This window comes from Nocardioides sp. Root682, assembly GCF_001427795.1.
Lineage (GTDB): Bacteria > Actinomycetota > Actinomycetes > Propionibacteriales > Nocardioidaceae > Nocardioides.
Genome location: NZ_LMHJ01000001.1, coordinates 2277121 through 2295371, shown reverse-complemented (window position 1 = coordinate 2295371; position 18251 = coordinate 2277121). Strand labels below are relative to the sequence as shown.

17 protein-coding genes are annotated in these 18251 nt (G+C 71.2%); 13 read left to right on the top strand and 4 right to left on the bottom strand.

The features are described from left to right. Positions 1-15 precede the first annotated feature (15 nt). Positions 16-1074, top strand: a complete 1059-nt coding sequence (locus tag ASD84_RS10860) for a dihydrodipicolinate reductase (protein WP_056709934.1) — start codon at positions 16-18, stop codon at positions 1072-1074. Positions 1075-1136: 62 nt separating this feature from the next. Next, entirely contained in the window at positions 1137-2435 is a 1299-nt protein-coding gene (locus tag ASD84_RS10855) for a hypothetical protein (RefSeq protein WP_056709932.1), read from the top strand. On the opposite strand, the gene ASD84_RS10850 is transcribed toward ASD84_RS10855, so the two are convergent. Then, entirely contained in the window at positions 2436-3188 is a 753-nt protein-coding gene (locus tag ASD84_RS10850; RefSeq protein WP_200954489.1) for a TetR/AcrR family transcriptional regulator, read from the bottom strand. 71 nt (positions 3189-3259) lie between these two features. Here ASD84_RS10850 and ASD84_RS10845 point away from each other — a divergent pair, with 71 nt between their 5' ends. Genes ASD84_RS10845 through ASD84_RS10835 form a run of 3 tightly spaced genes read left to right on the top strand, consistent with a single transcriptional unit; the run spans position 3260 to position 7286 of the window. Then, on the top strand, positions 3260-3646 hold the full coding sequence (locus ASD84_RS10845; protein WP_056709930.1) for a VOC family protein: 387 nt from the start codon (positions 3260-3262) through the stop codon (positions 3644-3646). 59 nt (positions 3647-3705) lie between these two features. Next, positions 3706-6600: a DEAD/DEAH box helicase gene (locus tag ASD84_RS10840; RefSeq protein WP_056709928.1), complete on the top strand. Its 2895-nt coding sequence runs from the start codon at positions 3706-3708 to the stop codon at positions 6598-6600. Further along, positions 6600-7286, top strand: a complete 687-nt coding sequence (locus ASD84_RS10835) for an SWIM zinc finger family protein (protein ID WP_056709926.1) — start codon at positions 6600-6602, stop codon at positions 7284-7286. The genes ASD84_RS10840 and ASD84_RS10835 overlap by 1 nt, the downstream gene beginning before the upstream one ends. A 7-nt stretch (positions 7287-7293) precedes the next feature. Here ASD84_RS10835 and ASD84_RS10830 read toward each other — a convergent pair whose 3' ends face one another. Further along, positions 7294-8022, bottom strand: a complete 729-nt coding sequence (locus ASD84_RS10830; RefSeq protein ID WP_056709925.1) for a PaaX family transcriptional regulator C-terminal domain-containing protein — start codon at positions 8020-8022, stop codon at positions 7294-7296. A gap of 74 nt (positions 8023-8096) precedes the next feature. Between ASD84_RS10830 and ASD84_RS10825 the strand changes: the two genes are divergently transcribed. Together ASD84_RS10825 and ASD84_RS10820 are read left to right on the top strand one after the other, a co-directional pair. Beyond that, the gene (locus ASD84_RS10825; RefSeq protein ID WP_056709923.1) at positions 8097-9131 is read left to right on the top strand and encodes a crotonase/enoyl-CoA hydratase family protein; all 1035 of its coding nucleotides are present in this window, start codon (positions 8097-8099) and stop codon (positions 9129-9131) included. Positions 9132-9136: 5 nt separating this feature from the next. Continuing rightward, positions 9137-10771, top strand: coding sequence for an acyl-CoA dehydrogenase family protein (locus ASD84_RS10820; RefSeq protein WP_056709921.1), 1635 nt, complete (start codon positions 9137-9139; stop codon positions 10769-10771). A 12-nt stretch (positions 10772-10783) separates the two neighbouring features. Here the strand turns inward: ASD84_RS10820 and ASD84_RS10815 are convergent, their stop codons facing one another. Next, entirely contained in the window at positions 10784-11338 is a 555-nt protein-coding gene (locus ASD84_RS10815) for a hypothetical protein (protein WP_156391756.1), read from the bottom strand. Between the two features lie 113 nt (positions 11339-11451). Here ASD84_RS10815 and ASD84_RS10810 point away from each other — a divergent pair, with 113 nt between their 5' ends. Genes ASD84_RS10810 through ASD84_RS10800 form a run of 3 tightly spaced genes read left to right on the top strand, consistent with a single transcriptional unit; the run spans position 11452 to position 13192 of the window. Then, positions 11452-12030 (top strand): hypothetical protein, encoded by a 579-nt coding sequence (locus tag ASD84_RS10810; RefSeq protein WP_056709918.1) that lies wholly within the window; start codon positions 11452-11454, stop codon positions 12028-12030. Positions 12031-12032: 2 nt separating this feature from the next. Beyond that, positions 12033-12350, top strand: a complete 318-nt coding sequence (locus ASD84_RS10805) for a hypothetical protein (protein WP_056709916.1) — start codon at positions 12033-12035, stop codon at positions 12348-12350. Beyond that, entirely contained in the window at positions 12347-13192 is an 846-nt protein-coding gene (locus ASD84_RS10800; protein ID WP_056709914.1) for a WXG100 family type VII secretion target, read from the top strand. Before ASD84_RS10805 ends, ASD84_RS10800 begins: the two co-directional genes overlap by 4 nt. 8 nt (positions 13193-13200) lie before the next feature. Here the strand turns inward: ASD84_RS10800 and ASD84_RS10795 are convergent, their stop codons facing one another. After that, positions 13201-13773, bottom strand: a complete 573-nt coding sequence (locus ASD84_RS10795; protein ID WP_056709912.1) for a TetR/AcrR family transcriptional regulator — start codon at positions 13771-13773, stop codon at positions 13201-13203. 62 nt (positions 13774-13835) lie between these two features. Here ASD84_RS10795 and ASD84_RS10790 point away from each other — a divergent pair, with 62 nt between their 5' ends. From ASD84_RS10790 to ASD84_RS10780, 3 genes are read left to right on the top strand one after another with little or no spacing between them, the layout of a single operon-like run. Next, positions 13836-15422 (top strand): carboxyl transferase domain-containing protein, encoded by a 1587-nt coding sequence (locus ASD84_RS10790; RefSeq protein WP_056709909.1) that lies wholly within the window; start codon positions 13836-13838, stop codon positions 15420-15422. Positions 15423-15427: 5 nt separating this feature from the next. Further along, positions 15428-17293 (top strand): biotin carboxylase N-terminal domain-containing protein, encoded by a 1866-nt coding sequence (locus ASD84_RS10785; RefSeq protein ID WP_082573404.1) that lies wholly within the window; start codon positions 15428-15430, stop codon positions 17291-17293. Next, positions 17290-18234 carry a hydroxymethylglutaryl-CoA lyase gene (locus tag ASD84_RS10780; protein WP_056709906.1) on the top strand — a complete coding sequence of 315 codons (945 nt, stop codon included), beginning with the start codon at positions 17290-17292 and terminating at the stop codon, positions 18232-18234. Before ASD84_RS10785 ends, ASD84_RS10780 begins: the two co-directional genes overlap by 4 nt. The last annotated feature ends 17 nt before the right edge of the window (positions 18235-18251 follow it).

Sequence of the window (18251 nt, the reverse complement as noted above, 5' to 3'; positions counted from 1 at the left end):
TTCTAGTCTCGCGCCATGAGTGCGCCCCGCTTCGACCGACCCCTCCGTGTCCTCCAGTGGACGACGGGCAACATCGGGCGCCGGTCCGCACACGCGATCCTGGCCCGGCCCGACCTCGAGCTGGTCGGCGTCTACGCCCACGGCGCGGACAAGGTGGGCAAGGACGCCGCCGAGCTGTGCGGTTGGCCGGAGCCGACCGGCGTGATCGCCACCAACGACGTCGCTGCACTGCTCGCGCTGAAGCCCGATGCGTGTTGCTACAACCCGCTCTGGCCCGATGTCGACGAGCTGGTCGCGCTCCTCGAGAGCGGGGTCAACGTCTGCACCAGCGCGGCCTGGATCACCGGCGGCAAGCAGTCGCCGGAGGACCGCGCCCGCATCGAGAAGGCGTGCAGCCAGGGCAACGCCACCATCTTCGGCAGCGGCGCGCACCCCGGCATGACCAACGTGATCGCGATGACCCTGAGCGGGTCGTGCGAGTGGGTCGACGAGGTCCGGATCACCGAGTCCGTCGACTGCTCGACGTACGAGTCGGCCGAGACCCAGACCGCCATGGGCTTCTCGCAGGACCCGGCGACACCGGGCCTCGCCGAGAAGGTGCGCGTCGAGAGCGAGGTGTTCGCCGAGTCCGCCGCCATGATGGCCGACGCGATGGGCGTGACCCTGGACCGGATGACCTTCGACGTCACCTTCACCGCGGCGACCGGCGACTCCGACCTGGGGTTCATGCAGATCCCGGAGGGCACGGTTGCCGGTGTCCTCGGCTACCACCGTGGCTGGGTCGGCGACCGCAATGTCGTCAGCGTCGGCTTCAACTGGACGATGGGCAGCCACGTCGACCCGCCCAAGCCGCTCGCGCACGGCCACGTGATCCAGGTGTTCGGCGTCCCCAACATGCGCACCGTGCTGCACTGCCTGCCGCCGGAGGGCTGGACCGAGCCGGGATTCATGGGCCTCGGCATGATCTACACCGCCCTGCCCGTCACCAACGCCGTGCCGTACGTCGTGGCAGCCGAGCCCGGCATCGTCACGCTGGCCGACCTGCCACCGATCACCGGGCGGATCCTCGTCTGACAACCCGCGTCTGGACTGCAGCCTCCCCCGATCCGGGCCCCGGCGAGCCTAGATTGGCGGGTATGAACGACGACGCTCCCACTCCTGGCACGCCGGATCCCGCTGCGGCCTCGGGCGACGCACCGCCGCCGCCTCCGCCGCCGAGCGCGCCCGTCCCGCCCCAGTTCCAGCCCGACAAGACGGTGATGCGTCCGGCAGACCCGCAGCCCTCCGAGACCGTGATGGTGCCCCCGGGCCAGGCCGGCCCCGCCCACGGCGGCGCGCACGCCGGACCTCCGGCGCCGGAGTCACCCGACGACAGCCTCCTGCCCTTCGGCGCGTTCGGCGCGCCGGACCCGGCGGCCCAGCCGGGCGGCCCGATCGACCCGGAGTTCCCGACCAAGGCCTCCAAGGCCGGCGGCACCGGCGCACTGATCGCTGTCGGCACCGGCCTGCTCGGTGCGGCTGTCGTGATCTCGGCGATCCGCAGTCGCGCGACCGACGACGGCGACCTCGACTGGTCCAACTTCGGCGTCGGCCTCGGCGCGACCGGCGTTCTGCTGCTCGTGGCCTTCCTGGGCTCGATCGTCGCCCGCCGCCGGGTCGGCGGCCGGGCCCGTGAAGAGGTCGTCACCTGGCCCGGCGTGGTCGGCATCCTCGCGACTGCTGTCGTCCTCAACGTCGGCATCGACAGCGACGAGAACTGGATGGGCTACCTCACCGGCGCCGTGCTCGTCGTGCTCGCGATCATCGGGTACGTCGGCGCGAGGCGGGCCGCGTTCGTGGTCGTCGCCATCGCTGGTCTCGCGATCATCTACGGCCTGGCGTTCGATGACTTCGTGGCCGACAGCGTCGACGGCAACGAGCAGGTCACGGCCGCCGTCCTGGTCGCCGTGTTCGTCGTGGCTGTCACCGTGCTGGGCTGGGTGCTCCCCAGCCGGGCCGTGAGCGGAGTCGTGGTCGGCGTCGCCGGTCTGGTCGGTTTCACCGGGATCATGGCGACGTTCCTGATCACCCGCTTCCTCGGCGGGTTCTTCGGCGGCATGGTCGGCATGCCGGACTTCGAGGACGACGAGTCCTCGAGCTATCTCGCGACGTCCAACGACCTCGGCTTCAAGGAGTCCGACGTCTGGGTCGTCCTCGGTCTCGCTGCGGTCCTCACGATCCTGTGGGCCCTGGCCGCCGCGATCTCGAACCACTCCGGCTTCTCGATCCTGGCCATCGCCATGCCGACGGTCCTGGTGCCGATGGCGAGCGTCGCACTGGCCGCAGAGCACCCGAGCCAGTGGTCGGGTGCGCTGGCCGTGGCCGGCGCCGTACTGCTCCTCGGGGGCATCGGCCTTGCCCGACTGCGAGGCAAGTCGGTCGCGAACGCGATCTGATCAGGATCGGGGCGGCGCCAGCGCGGCCAGTGCGTCCAGCACCCTGGCGAGGCCGAAGTCCCACGCCAGGGACGGGCTGGATGCCGCCCCCATCGCCTCGCCGGCAGCGGCGCCCACGCTCTGCGCCAGCGGGAAGTCGTCGCCCAGGTAGGCGCCGAGCCGCACGCTCCACTCCGGCCAGTGCGCGGCCATCTCGCCCGCGCGAGGGTCGGTGCGGAGCGCCCGCGCAGAAGCGCTGACGAAGTCGAGGACGAAGGTCAGGGCGGCGTCGCAGGTCTCGGGCGTGAGCCCGAGCGGCACGAGCGCGGCGAGCTCGTGGTCGTACTTGGCGATCGTGCCGGGCCCGAGCGCCGTCCGGTCGTCGTCGATGTCGTGGAGCCACGGGCGTGTCCGGAGCTGGGCGAGGTTGGACTCGGCCACCCGCTGCACCCGAGTGCGCCAGCCGAGACGCCCGTAGGGAGTCCGCTCCATCGCCAGGTGTGCGAAGTCGGCCATCAGGACGAGCAGGTCGTCGCGACTGTTGACGTGGGTGTAGATCGACATCGTCGACACGTCGAGCGCGTCGGCGAGCCGCCGGATCGTGACAGCCGCCAGGCCAGAGGTGTCGGCCAATCGGACCGCTGCCTCCACGACATCGCCCGTCGAGACCCGGGCCCGCGGGCCGCGGGTGCCCGCGGTCGGGGCGTCGGGGTGGTCCCGCCAGAGCAGGTCGATCAGCGAGCGCGGCAACGTTTCCTCCTGGTCGGGAATCATCCTAGAACACTGTACGTTGTACGACGTACAGAGTTGATCGACGCGGGTTGGTCCCGAACAAGGAGCGCACCATGCACGTCACGTCCACCGCCATCTCCCTCAACGTCCCCGACGTCGCAACGTCCGCGAGCTTCGCCATCGATCACTTCGGCTTCACCGAGGCGATGGCTGCTGACGGGTTCGTGTCGCTGGAGCATCCGTCCGCAGGCGTCAACGTGATCTTCCTGCGCACCGGGCTGGAGACCTTCCGGCCGCCGGAGGTTGCCGGATCCGCAGGGCAGGGTCTGTTGCTGGTCTTCGTCGTCGAGGACCTCGACGAGCAGTTCGCCCGCATCGCCGCCGCCGGGGCGAGGGTCGTCACGCCGCCCGAGACCGAACCGTGGGGCGAGCGCTACTGCCAGTTCGCCGACGGCAACGGCCTCGTGTGGCAGCTCGTGCAGTGGATGGTGACGCCATAGGTCCGGGCTGCGCGACGGCCACCGAACAGCTGTCGGGCCCGGGGATTACTGTCGCTCCGGTGAGCTTCGTTCCCGTCACCGGCCCGGCGACATTCCGGGCCGGCGACCCGCCGACGATCGAGTTCACGGACAAGGTTCCCGGCGCGCGCACGATCGCCCTCCCGGTCAATGCCGCGCTGCCAGTGCTCAGCCGCGCGCACACCCGCGACGACGCCCATCCCAGCGTGGCGCTGCTGAGCGGAGCGGCCCTGCTGGCGTTGCGCTTCGTCGCCGCCGGCAAGGTCGCCCCAGCCGCTGACGGGGCCACCGGCTGGCGGGTCGACGGCCTCGACGACCGCGACCACGACGCCGTACGACGCCTCGCGGAGGCCCGGTCGTACGACGACCTCCCGCCCGCCGAAGCCGTCGGGCTGGTCCGCCAGGTCCTCGACGCCGTCGCCGACACCATGCCGCGAGCAGCGCCCGCCGTGCGCGCTCGACCGGCACCCGACGATGCCGGAACCAGGCGCGAGCCGGAGGCGTTCGCGGAGCGGGTGCGCCAACGCCTCGCCGAACGCACCGCACGTCAACGCACCGCCAACTCCGAGGCGGGGCTGTCCGAGGACGGCAGCCCGCTGCCCGAGCTGGTGCGGATCTCGTTGCGGGTGGAGGCGGCCGAGGAGGAGCTCGTCGCGGGCTCGGTCCGGGTGGTGCTGCAGGTCCACGACGAACGCGATCCCCTCCACGTCGCCGACGCGGCGCTGCTGTGGACCGCCGGCGCGGCCGAGCACGGCTTCGGTGCCCGCTCCCGGATCCACGCGAGCATCGCGCTCCGGGCCGCCGCCGACGTCTGGCCGACCCTCGACCGGCTGCTCGCGCTGTCCGTGCCCGACCAGCTCACCCTCGACGGCGAGGAGATCTCCAGCCTGCTCGACCACGTCGGGCCGCTCCGCAGCGCCCGGGTCGACGTCCACTGGCCGCGTGCCCTCGGCCCGGAGCTGACCGCGCGGGCGGTGCTCGATCGCCGGCCCGACCCTTCCGGCAAGGGCGGGAAGGTCGAGCGCAACCCCGAGCTGCCGCTGCAGGACAGCCCGTTCTCGACCGAGGGGTTGTTCTCGTTCTCGTGGCAGATCGCGCTGCACGGCGACCCGCTGACCGAGGAGGAGATGGCGGAGCTGGCCGCTGCGGCGAGCCCGGTCATCAAGCTCCGCGGGGCGTGGACGGTGGTCGACCCGACGACCGCCCAGCGCGCCCGCAAGCGGCTGATCCGCAAGGCCACCGGTGCCCAGGCGCTGGCCGCCGCGCTCACCGGCGTCACGGACCTGCCGGCCACCGACGCCACCGCGGCCCAGCCCGCCGAGCCCGCGACCGCGCAGGTCATCGTGGGCGCCTCGCTGCTCAAGGTGCGCGAGCAGGTCCTGGCTGCTGCCACCCGTGATCCGCTGCCCGCACCGGACGGCCTCGACGCCAGCCTTCGTGACTACCAGCGCCACGGCCTGACCTGGCTGGCCGACCTGACCGGGCTGGGCCTCGGTGCATGCCTGGCCGACGACATGGGTCTCGGCAAGACGATCACCCTGATCGCGCTGCACCTGCACCGCCTCGAGAGCGGCGCCTCGCGCGGCGGCCCGACGCTCGTCGTGTGCCCGGCCAGCCTTCTCGGCAACTGGGAGAGCGAGATCCAGAAGTTCGCGCCGGGCCTCGCCGTACGACGGTTCCACGGGGGAGCCCGTTCGCTGGACGGCTTGGCCACAGGGTCGTCGAGTAGCCGCGACGAAGGAGCGGCGTATCGAGACGCCGGCTTCGTGCTGACGACGTACGGCACGCTCCGCCGTGACCCGGTGACCCTGGCTGCGATCGACTGGGACCTCGTCGTGGCCGACGAGGCGCAGCACGTGAAGAACTCGCGCACCTCCACCGCTCGGGCGCTGCGCCAGGTGCCCAGTCGGGCGCGGGTCGCGCTGACGGGCACGCCGGTCGAGAACGACCTCACCGAGCTCTGGTCGATCCTCGACTGGTGCGTGCCCGGCCTGCTCGGCAGCCGGCAGGCGTTCCGGCGGGTGTGGGCGGCACCGATCGAGTCCGGTGCGGAGCCGACCAAGGCACGTCAGTTCGCCGACCTCATCGGCCCGTTCCTGCTGCGGCGCCGCAAGTCCGACCCGGGCATCGCGCCGGAGCTGCCGCCGAAGACGGAGACCGACCACCTCCTGGGCCTGACCCGGGAGCAGGTCGTCCTCTACGAAGCCTTCGTGAAGGACTCGATGGAGCGGATCGAGCGCGCCGACGAGGAGACCCGGCGCGGGCTGGTGCTCGCGCTGCTCACCGGCCTCAAGCAGATCTGCAACCACCCCGCCCAGTTCCTCAAGCAGGGCGCCGGCGCCCGCCTGTCCGGGCGGTCGGAGAAGTTCGAGCTGCTCGACGAGCTGGTCGCCACCGTCCTCGCCGAGGACGGCGCCGTGCTCGTCTTCACGCAGTACGTCGCCATGGCCCGGTTGATCGAGCAGCACCTCACCGCCGCGGGTGTGCCGCACCAGTTCCTCCACGGCGGTACGCCGGTCAGTGCCCGCGAGGCGATGGTGCGCAAGTTCCAGGCCGACGACGAGCAGGGCGTGCCGGTCTTCCTGCTCTCGCTCAAGGCCGGCGGCACCGGCCTCAACCTCACCCGCGCCGACCACGTCATCCACGTCGACCGGTGGTGGAACCCCGCGGTCGAGGACCAGGCCACCGACCGGGCCTACCGGATCGGCCAGACCAAGCCGGTCCAGGTGCACCGGATGGTCACCCGCGGCACCATCGAGGAGCGGGTCGCCGCGCTCCTGGACCGCAAGCGGCACCTCGCCGATGCCGTGCTCGCGCGGGGCGAGGCCGCCCTGACCGAGCTCGGCAACGAGGAGCTGCGCGACCTGGTCACCCTGCGCAAGGAGCAGCGCCGCGAGGCCCTGCTCTCCGACGGCATCGACGAGCGGGACGACTGATGCGCACGACCTTCGTCCGCCAGACGCTGCCGCGGCGTGGGGTCCGTTCGTGGTGGGGCAAGGCGTGGCAGCGGGCCGTCGAGGAGGCGGCCTACTCCGACGCCGAGCTGCGCCCCGGCCGGGCCAGCGCGCGCCGCGGCGACGTCGGTGGGATCAGCATCGACGCGGGCAACCTGCTCGCTGCCGTGCGGGAGGGCGAGGACGCGTGGACGGTCGAGATCGTCGTACCCACGCTGGAGGAGGACTCCCGGCGGGCGCTGGTCGACGTGGTGGCTGCGGAGTCGGGGCGGATCGCCGAGCTGCTGGCCGGCAACCTGCCCCACGACTTCGTCGAGCACGTCGAGGAGGTCGGGGTCGAGCTCCTGCCGTACGGCGGCGAGTTCTCCGCGACCTGCACGTGCCCGCACTACCTCGACCCGTGCGCGCACGCGCTGGCCGTCCTGTTGCAGGTCGGCTGGCTCGTCGACGCCGATCCGTTGGTGCTGTTCGCCCTGCGCGGGCTGGACCGCGAGGCGCTGCTGGCCGAGCTGCACGAGCGCGCCACCTCCCGCGGAGCCTCGAACGAGGACCGGCCGACGTCGGAGCTCGCCGACGACGTCGAGATCGTGGTCGACGCGGCGCTGCGTGCCCGGCGCGCGCTCCAGCTGTTCGAGTCGGGCGAGGACCTGCCCGAGGGCCTGGTCTGACGCTCGCTCAGTCCGGCAGGGCCAGGACCCGCAGCTCGGCCTGGTAGGCCGCGTACGTCTGCCGCATCTCGTCCGCGGGCCAGTTGCGCGGCAGCAGGTCCGCCGGGAGCAGGGGGTCGTTGGCGAGCTGACGGACCAACGCCGCGGCGACGGCCAGGCGGGCTGCCGGAGCGGTGGCCTTCGCGAGCATCCGCAGCAGGGTGCGACCGTCCTTCGCCCAACCGGTCAGGTCCCACAGGTCGGCGGCGAGGCCGGCCGGGTCACCGTCGGGCCGGACGGAGAAGGTGCTGAGCACGACGTCGTCGGCATACCCGCGGGGGCGGCTCAGGTTCGCCGGACGCGTCCACACGCCCTCACGCAGCTCGGCGAGGCGGTGCCCGGCCAGCAGGTCGCGCAGGGCGGCGCGCTCGGGACCGGAGCGACCGGACACGACCACCACCGCCATCTCCCAGGAACCGTCCCACTCGATCTCGGCGTCGAGGACGGCTTCGTCCTGGTGCTGCTGGCGGCGGGCCAGGCGCTTCCCGAGGGCGTAGTCCCCGTCGTCTCGACGCAGGTCACCGGCAGCCACGGCCCGCGTCAGCGCCACGCGCACGGTCGAGGCGGGGATGTCGAAGTGCTCGCCCGCGCGGACCAGGGCAGCGGGACTCATCCGGTCCGGGTGCGAGCCGAGCAGCAGGCTCAGCAGCACCGACCGCGCCGACAGCTGTGGCAGCGACGTGGGATCGGTAGGCACGGCGCCACCTTCCCACGCAGGACCGGTTGTTACAACGCTGGACACAGTCGTTGATCCAAATGTAACGTGGTGACATGACCGACGAGGCTCCCTGGCGCCGCCCCGCAACCGACGGGCCCGGATCGCCGTACCGCAGTGCGACCGGTCCGGTCGCGGACGCGCCGTCGTACCGGACGCTGACCTACGAGGTGGACGGCCGTGTCGCGCGGTTGACGTTCAACCGCCCCGAGCAGGGCAACTCGATCACCCCGGACACGCCGGTGGAGCTGGCCGACGCCGTCGAGCGGGCCGATCTCGACCCGCGCGTGCACGTCATCGTGCTGAGCGGGAGGGGCAAGGGCTTCTGTGGCGGCTACGACCTGGCTGCCTCGGCGGAGCACCTGATGGACGGGGGTCTCGACAAGCTCGACCACCGGGTGGGCAACGTCCCGACGGCCGGCACCGTGCTCGACCCGACGGTCCAGATGCACAACCACGACCCTGCGGGCACCTGGGACCCGATGGTCGACTACGCGATGATGAGTCGCTTCACCCGCGGCTTCGCGAGCCTGCTGCACGCGAACAAGCCGACCGTGGCCAGCATCCACGGGTTCTGCGTCGCCGGCGGCACCGACATCGCGCTGCACTGCGACCAGATCCTGATCGCCGCCGACGCCAAGATCGGCTACCCGCCCACGCGGGTCTGGGGAGTGCCGTCGGCCGGTCTGTGGGCGCACCGTCTCGGCGACCAGCGAGCCAAGCGGCTGCTCTTCACCGGCGACTGCCTCTCGGGCCGTGAGGCCGCCGAGTGGGGCCTGGCGATCGAGGCGCCCGAGCCCGACCAGCTCGCCGAACGCACGGAGGTGCTGGTGCAACGGATCGCCGCCATGCCGCTCAACCAGCTGGTGATGGCGAAGCTCGCACTCAACTCCGCCCTCCTCGCCCAGGGCGTCCAGAACAGCCAGATGATCTCCACCGTCTTCGACGGGATCTCCCGGCACACCCGCGAGGGCTACGCCTTCCAGCAACGTGCCGCAGAGGCGGGTTTCCGCCAGGCGGTGCGCGAGCGCGACGGCGCGCCGTACGACGACTTCGGACCTTCCACGAGCAACGTCACGAACAAGGGATGAGAAGCATGAACACGCACGAGGTCTTCAACCAGGTGCCGCCGCTCGTCGGCCACGACACCGCCGCCGACCCGGCCCTGCTGGAGGGGATCGAGCGCGAGGGCGCCGGCTGGGCGCTCGAAGAGATCCACGAGGTGGGCCGACTCGCCGGCACCGCGGAGGCCCGCGACTGGGGGCGGCTCGCGGAGCGCGTCCCGCCGCGCCTGCACACCCACGACCGCTACGGCAACCGCATCGACGAGGTCGAGTACGTGCCGTCGTACCACCGGCTGATGGAGACGGCGATCTCCCACGGCATCCACGCGGCCCCGTGGGCCGAGGACCGCGCCGGCGCCCACGTCGCCCGCGCCGCGAAGTTCTACGCCTGGAACGTCGACGCCGGCCACGGCTGCCCCATCTCGATGACGTACGCCGTCGTCCCGGCCCTGCGTGCGAATCCCGAGCTCGCGGCGCGCTTCGAGCCGTTGCTCACCAACCGCTCCTACGACTTCGGCCTGCGCGACCCGGAGACCAAGACCGGCCTGATCGCGGGCATGTCGATGACCGAGAAGCAGGGCGGCTCCGACGTACGCGCCAACACGACCACGGCCCTGCCGATCGACGGGGCGGCCGACGGGACGTACCGGATCGTCGGGCACAAGTGGTTCACGTCGGCGCCGATGTCCGACATGTTCCTGACCCTCGCCCAGGCGCCCGGCGGGCTCTCCTGCTTCCTGCTGCCGCGCGTGCTGCCGGGCGGCGAGGCCAACCCGATCCGCTTCCAGCGGCTCAAGGACAAGCTCGGCAACAAGTCCAACGCGTCGTCGGAGATCGAGTACGACAACGCCGTCGGCTGGCTCGTGGGTGAGGAGGGCAAGGGCGTCAAGACCATCGTCGAGATGGTCAACATGACCCGCCTCGACTGCGTCATCGGCAGCGCGTCGGGCATGCGGGCCGCGCTCGTGCAGGCCACCCACCACGCGCAGCACCGCGCCGCGTTCGGGAAGAACCTCATCGACCAGCCGCTGATGCGCAACGTGCTGGCCGACCTGGCCCTCGAGTCGGAGGCCGCGACGACCGCGATGATGCGGCTCGCCGGGGCCAACGACCGTGCGATCAACGGTGACGAGGGTGAAGCGGCGCTGCGCCGGCTCGCGCTCGCGGCGACGAAGTACTACGTCTGCAAGCGCGGTCCTGCCGTCGCCGGTGAGGCCCTCGAGTGCCTCGGTGGCAATGGCTACACCGAGGACTTCGACCTGGCCCGGATCTACCGCGAGCTCCCGCTGCTCTCGATCTGGGAGGGTTCCGGCAACGTCGCCGCGCTCGACGCCCTGCGCGCCATCGGCCGCGAACCACTGGCCCTGGACGCGTTCTTCACCGAGGCCGAGCTGGCCGCCGGTGCCGACCCGCGGTACGACGACGCCGTGTCGTCGCTCAAGAAGGAGCTCACCGGCTTCGACGACATCGAGCTGCGCGCCCGCCGGATCGTCGAGCAGATCGCGGTGGTGTTCCAGGCAGGCCTGCTGCTGCGCCACGCGCCGTCCGCGGTGTCGGACGCGTTCTGCGCGAGCCGGCTGTCGCGCGACTGGGGCAGCGCCTTCGGCACCCTGCCCGCCGGCCTCGACCTCGCCCCGATCCTGGAGCGGGCGGCGCCCGGGTTCTGAGCGAGGGGACGGCTACCGCAGCTCGGCCGGGTCGCTGGTCAGGGTCTCGAGGAGCCGCTGGGTCTCGGCGGCCACGGCTGACGGGTTCTCCCCGTCGTAGGTGACCGAGACCTCGGCGACCCCTGAGGCGGGGATCGAGCGCGCGACCTGTGCGACGTCTCCGGTGGGCTCACGGAGGCTGCAGCCGTTGTCGTCGGTCGTCAGCTCCGCCGACGCGCTCGCGGCGAGGGAGAGGTCGGCGCACGCCAGCTCCAGCTGGGTCGTCATCTCGGACCGGGCGTGCTTGCGGTCCTCGCCCCCGAACGAGGTCAGCTGCAGGAGCAGGGTCAGGGGGGACCCGAGGTAGCGACCCGTGAGGGCGCATCCAGCGGTCGTCGCGCTGATCAGGGCCGAGGTGTCGTGCGTCTTCTCGGCGAGCCCCCACTGCTCCCGCAGGTGGGCGGGTACGACGTCGCAGAGGTTCTCCGGCAGGGCGGCCGGCTCGACCGCCGGGGCCGGGTCGTCCTCCTCCGAACAGCCCGAGGCCAGGGGTCCGAGGAGCAGCAGGGCGCACACGAGAACACGCATCGACGTCACCTCCTGAGCCTGCCACGAGCCGTCCGGCCGAAACACGACAGGTTTGCCGTCGGTGAGTTCGGGCAGGCGGAGTCCGTCACCATCGCCCACGACCGAGGAACGACATGACCCACCTGGATCCCGCCGGCGAGCGTCTTCTGCAGGTCCTTGCCGAGGACCGGCCGGATGCCTTCGTCGAGGTTGCGCCCACCTCCGGAACGAACCGCGCGCAGACGCTGACCGTCACGGTCGATGCCGCCAAGCGCGTCATCGACGTGCAGGTGCTCGACATCGGCGGTCTCCGGCACCCGGAGCCCTTCGAGACCGCATTGTCCGAGGCCTTTTTCGCCGCGGACGGCGAGCGGTTGTACGCCGTCCTCCAGCTCAACGGGCAGGCCGACGAGTGGATCGCCCGCGCCGACCGCTCGCTGGCCGGCGGGGGCGGGCTCAAGGTCCGCAACCGCGGCCCGGAGATCGTCACCCGTGCGGCGTCACTCGAGCGTCGCGCGGCGCGCGGGGCTCGTCCCGCGCCACGTCGCAGGCCCGCAGCCGGGCACTCCGACAACGGCTTCCTCACCGTGCAGCGCTCGGCGCGCGGTGACCTCGCCGAGATCCAGGTGGACGCGGACTGGCTCGGCGGCGTGCGCTCCGAGCACCTCGAGCTCGCGATCCTGCAGGCAACCCGCTACTCGCTAGGAGACTGATCATGGTCATGAAGGCCAGCCTCAAGGCCCTCGTCGATGCCGCTGCCGGCTGGGACGGCATCGGCCTCGAGCTCCACAACGCCTACTCCGACATCGTCGGCTACGAGTCGAACGGCTCGAAGTTCGGCTGGTACGCCGACCGGGCGGGCATTCCCGCCCAGCACGACACGTTCATCACCGCCATGGCGGATGCGCTCCTCGCCGGACAGAAGGTGATGAACGACGTGGGCACCGCCCTGCGTGACGTCGCCAAGGACTTCGGCGCCACCGACCTGGACGTCAAGGACCAGTTCCACAAGCTCGACGGGACACCGGCATGACCGAGTACGACTACTACTCCGACTACACCGATGACACCGAGCTCAAGCTCGAGGACATCCAGAAGAAGATCGAGGAGGGTGTCCAGGACGTCATCGACACCTGGAACAACTCGATCATCGCCAAGGGACTCGACAGCCGGTGGGCCTGGGTCGTCAGCCCCGGTCTCAAGGCCGCCTACGAGTGGGCCAAGGGCAACCTCGAGGACGAGATCGAGAAGCTGTGGGACGACTTCGAGAAGTTCTGCGAGGACCTCTGGGACACGGTCTCCGACATCACCGGCGACCCGTGGGTGCTGATGCAGATGAACCAGGCCTACATCACCGCGGCCGGCCGGATCCGCGACGAGAAGCGCGTCGTCAACGACATCACTGCCCGGTTGGCCAACAGCTGGTCGGGCGACGCGTTCACGTCGTACGACGCCGTGGTCAAGGAGCAGGTCGCCGCCATCAACGGTGTGGACCTCGGCCTGAAGGCGGCGGCCACGGCGTGTGCCGAGGGTGCGCTCCAGATCCGCAAGACCTGGCGCGACTGCATCGACGTGCTCCTCGACGTCGTCGACACGGTGCTCGACGGCATCAAGGACGGCACCGACGCGGGCCAGTGGGTCACCTTCGACGCCGGCCCCGCGATCAAGGTGATCGGCAAGGCGCTCACCGCGACGATCGGCTACGCCAACACGCTCGAGGGGTACTTCGACGAGAACGTCACGGTGAAGCTGAGCATGTGGACCACGCTCAACTCCGGTCTCGACGGCCTGGACGCCAACAACGACTGGCCGACGATCAGCGGTCGCGAGATCGGCGACATCAGCGACTCGGGCGGGTACGACGAGAAGGACTGACGTCCGGGTCAGCTCGTCTGCAGTGCGCCGAGCGCGGCCAGTGCCATCGAGCCGAGCAGGTCGCGCAGCTCGGCGTCGGGGATGTCGTGGCCGGCGCGGGGCGTGGAGTTGAGCAGTCCGAAGGCGGCCTGGGCGGCGGCGTGCGCGGCCGGCCGGCTCAGTGCGGGCCGCAGGGTCTGCAGCTGGTCGGCCCAGAGGTCGACGTAGGAGCGCTGGAGGCGTCGTACCTGCACCCGGGCGTCCTCGGGCAGCGACTCCCAGTCCCGGTCCTGCACGACGATGAGCGGGCGGTGCGACAGCGCGAACTCCACGTGCCAGTCGACCAGGCCGGCCAGGGCCAGGGCGGCGTCACCACCGCCGCCGTCGACGCGCTCGCGGCCGACGTCGAGCAGGCGCTCGCTGATCGAGGTCAGCATCTCGGCGAGCATCGCCTGCTTGGACGGGAAGTGCTTGTAGAGCGCCGGGCCGGAGATGCCGCAGGCCGCACCGAGGTCGGCGACGGAAACGCCGTGGAACCCGCGGGCCGCGAAGAGGTCGGCCGCAGTGTCCAGGATCTGCTCCCGTCGGCTGATCTCGCTCACGTGCTGAGGTTAGCGGGCGTTCACCCCTTGCGAGTCAGGTTAATGATCGTTAACCTCGACTCGTGCCCGAGACCACGACGAGCGAACCCACCCTCGCCGACCTGACCGCCGAGCTGCGCGAGCGGCTGGCCCGTGTGCGCCTGGGCGGCAGCGAGGCGGCCCGCACCAAGCACACGGACCGCGGCAAGCTGCTCCCGCGCGACCGGGTCGACGGTCTGCTCGACCCCGGAAGCCCCTTCCTGGAGATCGCGCCGCTGGCCGGGTTCGGGATGTACGGCAAGGACGGTGACGACTACGCCGTCCCGTCGGCCGGAATGGTCGCCGGCGTCGGTCGCGTGCAGGGCCGCAACTGCCTCGTCATCGCGAATGACGCGACCGTCAAGGGCGGTACCTACTACCCGATCTCGGTCAAGAAGCACCTGCGGGCGCAGACGATCGCGGCCGAGAACCACCTGCCCTGCCTCTACCTCGTCGACTCCGGCGGCGCCTTCCTGCCCAAGCAGGACGAGGTCTTCCCCGACCGCGAGCACTTCGGCCGGATCTTCTTCAACCAGGCCAACATGTCCGCACGCGGCATCCCGCAGCTGGCCGCCGTGATGGGCTCCTGCACCGCCGGCGGCGCCTACGTCCCGGCGATGTCCGACGAGACCGTGATCGTGAAGAACCAGGGCACGATCTTCCTCGGCGGCCCGCCGCTGGTGAAGGCCGCGACCGGCGAGATCGTCACGGCCGAGGACCTCGGCGGCGGTGACGTGCACGCCCGCAAGAGCGGCGTCGTCGACCACCTCGCCGACGACGACGCGCACGCGCTGCGGATTCTCCGCGGGATCGTCAGCACCCTCCCGGATCCCACGGGTTTCGAGGCTCGCTCCGCTCGCACCTCAACCACCGGAGGGGACCTCGCGCCGGTCGAGGACCCGCTCGAGCCGCCGGAGAGCATCTACGACGTCGTCCCGACGAGCACCCGGACGCCGTACGACGTCCGCGAGGTGATCCGTCGCCTCGTCGACGGCAGCCGGTTCCAGGAGTTCAAGCAGCTGTACGGCGAGACGCTGGTGTGTGCGTTCGTCCGGATCCACGGGCACCGGGTCGGGATCGTCGCCAACAACGGCATCCTGTTCAGCGAGTCGGCCCTCAAGGGCGCGCACTTCGTGGAGCTGTGCAACCAGCGCGGCATCCCGCTCCTGTTCCTGCAGAACATCTCCGGCTTCATGGTCGGTCGCGAGTACGAGAACCGCGGCATCGCCCGCGACGGCGCCAAGCTGGTCACGGCGGTCGCGTGTTCGGTCGTCCCCAAGTTCACCGTCGTCATCGGTGGTTCGTTCGGCGCCGGCAACTACGGCATGTGCGGGCGGGCCTACGACCCGCGCTTCCTCTGGATGTGGCCCAACTCCCGGATCTCCGTGATGGGCGGTGAGCAGGCCGCCGGCGTCCTCGCCACCGTTGCCGGCCGCGAGGACGACGAGGAGTTCAAGCAGCCGATCCGCGACCAGTACGAGACCCAGGGGTCGCCGTACTACGCCACGGCGCGGCTCTGGGACGACGGTGTGATCGACCCCGCCGACACCCGGCGTGTCCTCGGCATGGCCCTCGACATCACGTCCGCGGTGCCCACTCCGGCGCCCTCCTACGGCATTTTCCGGATGTGATGACGATGACCGACACAGTGATCAACACCGTCCTGGTGGCCAACCGTGGCGAGATCGCCCGCCGCGTCTTCCGCACCTGCAAGGACCTCGGCATCCGCACCGTCGCGATCCACACCGACGTCGACGCCACGGCACTGCACGTGCGCGACGCCGACGTCGCGATCCGGATCCCGAGCTACCTCGATGCCGACGCCGTCCTGGCTGCCGCGAAGGAGGCCGGTGCCGACGCGATCCACCCCGGCTACGGCTTCCTGTCCGAGAACGCCGGGTTCGCCCGTGCGGTCACCGGCGCCGGCATCGCCTGGGTCGGACCGTCGCCGACCGTCATCGAGCAGATGGGTCGCAAGGATGCGGCCCGCGACCTCGCCGTCGCTGCGGGCGTCCCCGTCGTGCCGTCGTTCGTGCTCGACGAGACCGGTGCGCTGGTCGAGGAGGTTGCCCAGCAACCGTCTCGAGACCACTACCCGGTCCTGGTCAAGGCTGCCGCCGGTGGCGGCGGCAAGGGCATGCGCGTCGTCCGCTCCGCCGCCGAGCTCGAGCCCGCGATCGCCGCGGCGAAGCGCGAGGCCGCCAGCGCCTTCGGCGACGACACGATGATCATCGAGAAGTACGTCGAGCGCGGTCGCCACATCGAGGTCCAGGTGCTCGGCGACGAGCACGGCCACGTCGTCCACCTCGGCACCCGCGAGTGCTCGGTGCAGCGCCGGCACCAGAAGGTCATCGAGGAGGCGCCGGCACCGGCTCTGGCCGATGAGCTGCGCGGGCGCATCCATGACTCCGCGGTCGCGCTCTCCGCGGCTGTCGCCTACAGCAACGCCGGCACGATCGAGTTCCTGCTCGACGCGTCGACGGGTGACTTCTACTTCCTGGAGATGAACACCCGGCTCCAGGTGGAGCATCCCGTCACCGAGATCCACAGCGGGACCGACCTGGTCGCCCTTCAGCTCGCTGTCGCCGCAGGGGAGCCGCTGCCGTTCGACCAGGCCGGCATCATGTTCGGTGACCATGCGCTCGAGGCCCGGATCTACGCCGAGGACGCGTTCGGTGGCTTCCTCCCGCAGGCCGGTACCGCAACGACGGTGCACTGGCCCACTGACGCGCGCGTCGACCACGCCCTCGAGTCCGGTCAGGTCGTCAGCACGTCGTACGACCCGATGCTGGGCAAGGTCATCGTCAGCGGCAGGGACCGGGAGTCGGCCCGACGCCGCCTCGTTGCGGCGCTCGACGTCACCGTGATCCTCGGCCTGACCACCAACACCGGATTCCTGCGTGCGCTCGCCGACGGCCCGGAGTTCGCTGAGCCCGGCGGGATCGACACCGCCTGGCTCGACCGTCATCAGGTCCCCGTCCCCGATCCCGCGCCGGCGCGGGAGATCGCTGCCCGGCTCTGGCTCGACGCGAACAGCGCGTCCGAGGGGCCGTTCGCCGGCGACGGCTTCCGGATGGGTGGCGCCCCTGCAGCAACGGTCGTCGAGTTCGACGAGCCGGTGACGTTGGCTGCGGGAAGTCATGCGAAGTGGTCGCCGGAGCAGCCAGTTCGCATGACGTCCCGCGTCGACGTACACGGCGTGGAGCTCGCGCACCACGGCCAGCGCTACGTCTTCATCCGTCCCGACGCGAGCACCGACCACGGTGCCGCGGTCAGCAACGGCACCATCGTGTCCCCGATGCCCGGCACGGTCCTCGACGTCCGTGTTGCCGAGGGGGACCAGGTCACCGAGGGCACCGTCCTGGGTGTCATCGAGGCGATGAAGATGGAGCTCGCGCTCAAGGCGCCGTACGACGGCACGGTGGCCAGCGTCGCCGCGGTGACCGGCCAGCAGGTGGCCCTCGGGGCCGTCCTGTTCGTCGTCTCGCAGGAGGAGTCATGACCGCCCTCCCGATGGTGGTGCCCGAGCCCGGCCTGCCGACGGCGGTCACCATCTACGAGGTCGGTCCGCGCGACGGCCTGCAGAACGAGAAGGCGATCGTGCCGACGGAGGTGAAGGCGGCGTTCGTGCAGCGCCTGCTCGCTGCCGGCCTGCCGATCGTGGAGGCGACGAGCTTCGTCAGCCCGAAGTGGGTGCCCCAGCTCGCCGACGCCGCCGACCTGATGACCGGCCTGACGACCGATCTCGGCGAGTCAGCCCTGGACCTGCCGGTCCTGGTCCCCAACGAGCGGGGCCTGGATCGCGCCATCGAGCTCGGCCTCCGTCACGTCGCGGTCTTCGCCTCGGCCACCGAGACCTTTGCGCAGAAGAACCTCAACCGCTCGCTCGAGTCCCAGTTCGAGATGTTCGAGCCGACCATCGCCCGGGCGCTGGCCGCAGGGATGGACGTCCGTGGCTACGTGTCGATGTGCTTCGGCGACCCGTGGGAGGGCGCCGTACCGATCGAGCAGGTCGTCGCTGTGGGCAAGCGACTGCTCGACCTCGGGGTCGGCCAGCTCAGCCTCGGCGACACCATCGGCGTCGCGACCGCCGGCCACGTGCGCGCGCTGGTCGCCGCGTTCGCGGCAGCAGGCGTCAGCCCGGACCGGCTCGCGCTGCACTTCCACGACACGTACGGCCAGGCCCTGACCAACGTGCACGCGGGCCTCCAGGCCGGCGTGACGACGTACGACGCCAGCGCCGGCGGCCTCGGCGGGTGCCCCTATGCCAAGAGCGCCACGGGCAACCTCGCCACCGAGGACCTGGTCTGGTTCCTCACCGGCCTGGGCATCGAGCACGGCGTCGATCTCGCAGCCGTTGTCGAGACGAGCGGCTGGATGGCCCAGCAGCTGGGGCGTCCCAGCCCGTCCGCAGTGGTTCGTGCGCTGATGGGCGCGGTCTGAGCCAGCGCTACGGTTGC

Bases quoted from the DNA above. Each gene is read 5' to 3' on its own strand.
- ASD84_RS10860 (WP_056709934.1), top strand. From the start codon at position 16: ATGAGTGCGCCCCGCTTCGACCGACCCCTCCGTGTCCTCCAGTGGACG.
- ASD84_RS10855 (WP_056709932.1), top strand. From the start codon at position 1,137: ATGAACGACGACGCTCCCACTCCTGGCACGCCGGATCCCGCTGCGGCC.
- ASD84_RS10850 (WP_200954489.1), bottom strand. From the start codon at position 3,188: ATGATTCCCGACCAGGAGGAAACGTTGCCGCGCTCGCTGATCGACCTG.
- ASD84_RS10845 (WP_056709930.1), top strand. From the start codon at position 3,260: ATGCACGTCACGTCCACCGCCATCTCCCTCAACGTCCCCGACGTCGCA.
- ASD84_RS10835 (WP_056709926.1), top strand. From the start codon at position 6,600: ATGCGCACGACCTTCGTCCGCCAGACGCTGCCGCGGCGTGGGGTCCGT.
- ASD84_RS10825 (WP_056709923.1), top strand. From the start codon at position 8,097: ATGACCGACGAGGCTCCCTGGCGCCGCCCCGCAACCGACGGGCCCGGA.
- ASD84_RS10820 (WP_056709921.1), top strand. From the start codon at position 9,137: ATGAACACGCACGAGGTCTTCAACCAGGTGCCGCCGCTCGTCGGCCAC.
- ASD84_RS10815 (WP_156391756.1), bottom strand. From the start codon at position 11,338: ATGCGTGTTCTCGTGTGCGCCCTGCTGCTCCTCGGACCCCTGGCCTCG.
- ASD84_RS10810 (WP_056709918.1), top strand. From the start codon at position 11,452: ATGACCCACCTGGATCCCGCCGGCGAGCGTCTTCTGCAGGTCCTTGCC.
- ASD84_RS10805 (WP_056709916.1), top strand. From the start codon at position 12,033: ATGGTCATGAAGGCCAGCCTCAAGGCCCTCGTCGATGCCGCTGCCGGC.
- ASD84_RS10800 (WP_056709914.1), top strand. From the start codon at position 12,347: ATGACCGAGTACGACTACTACTCCGACTACACCGATGACACCGAGCTC.
- ASD84_RS10785 (WP_082573404.1), top strand. From the start codon at position 15,428: ATGACCGACACAGTGATCAACACCGTCCTGGTGGCCAACCGTGGCGAG.
- ASD84_RS10780 (WP_056709906.1), top strand. From the start codon at position 17,290: ATGACCGCCCTCCCGATGGTGGTGCCCGAGCCCGGCCTGCCGACGGCG.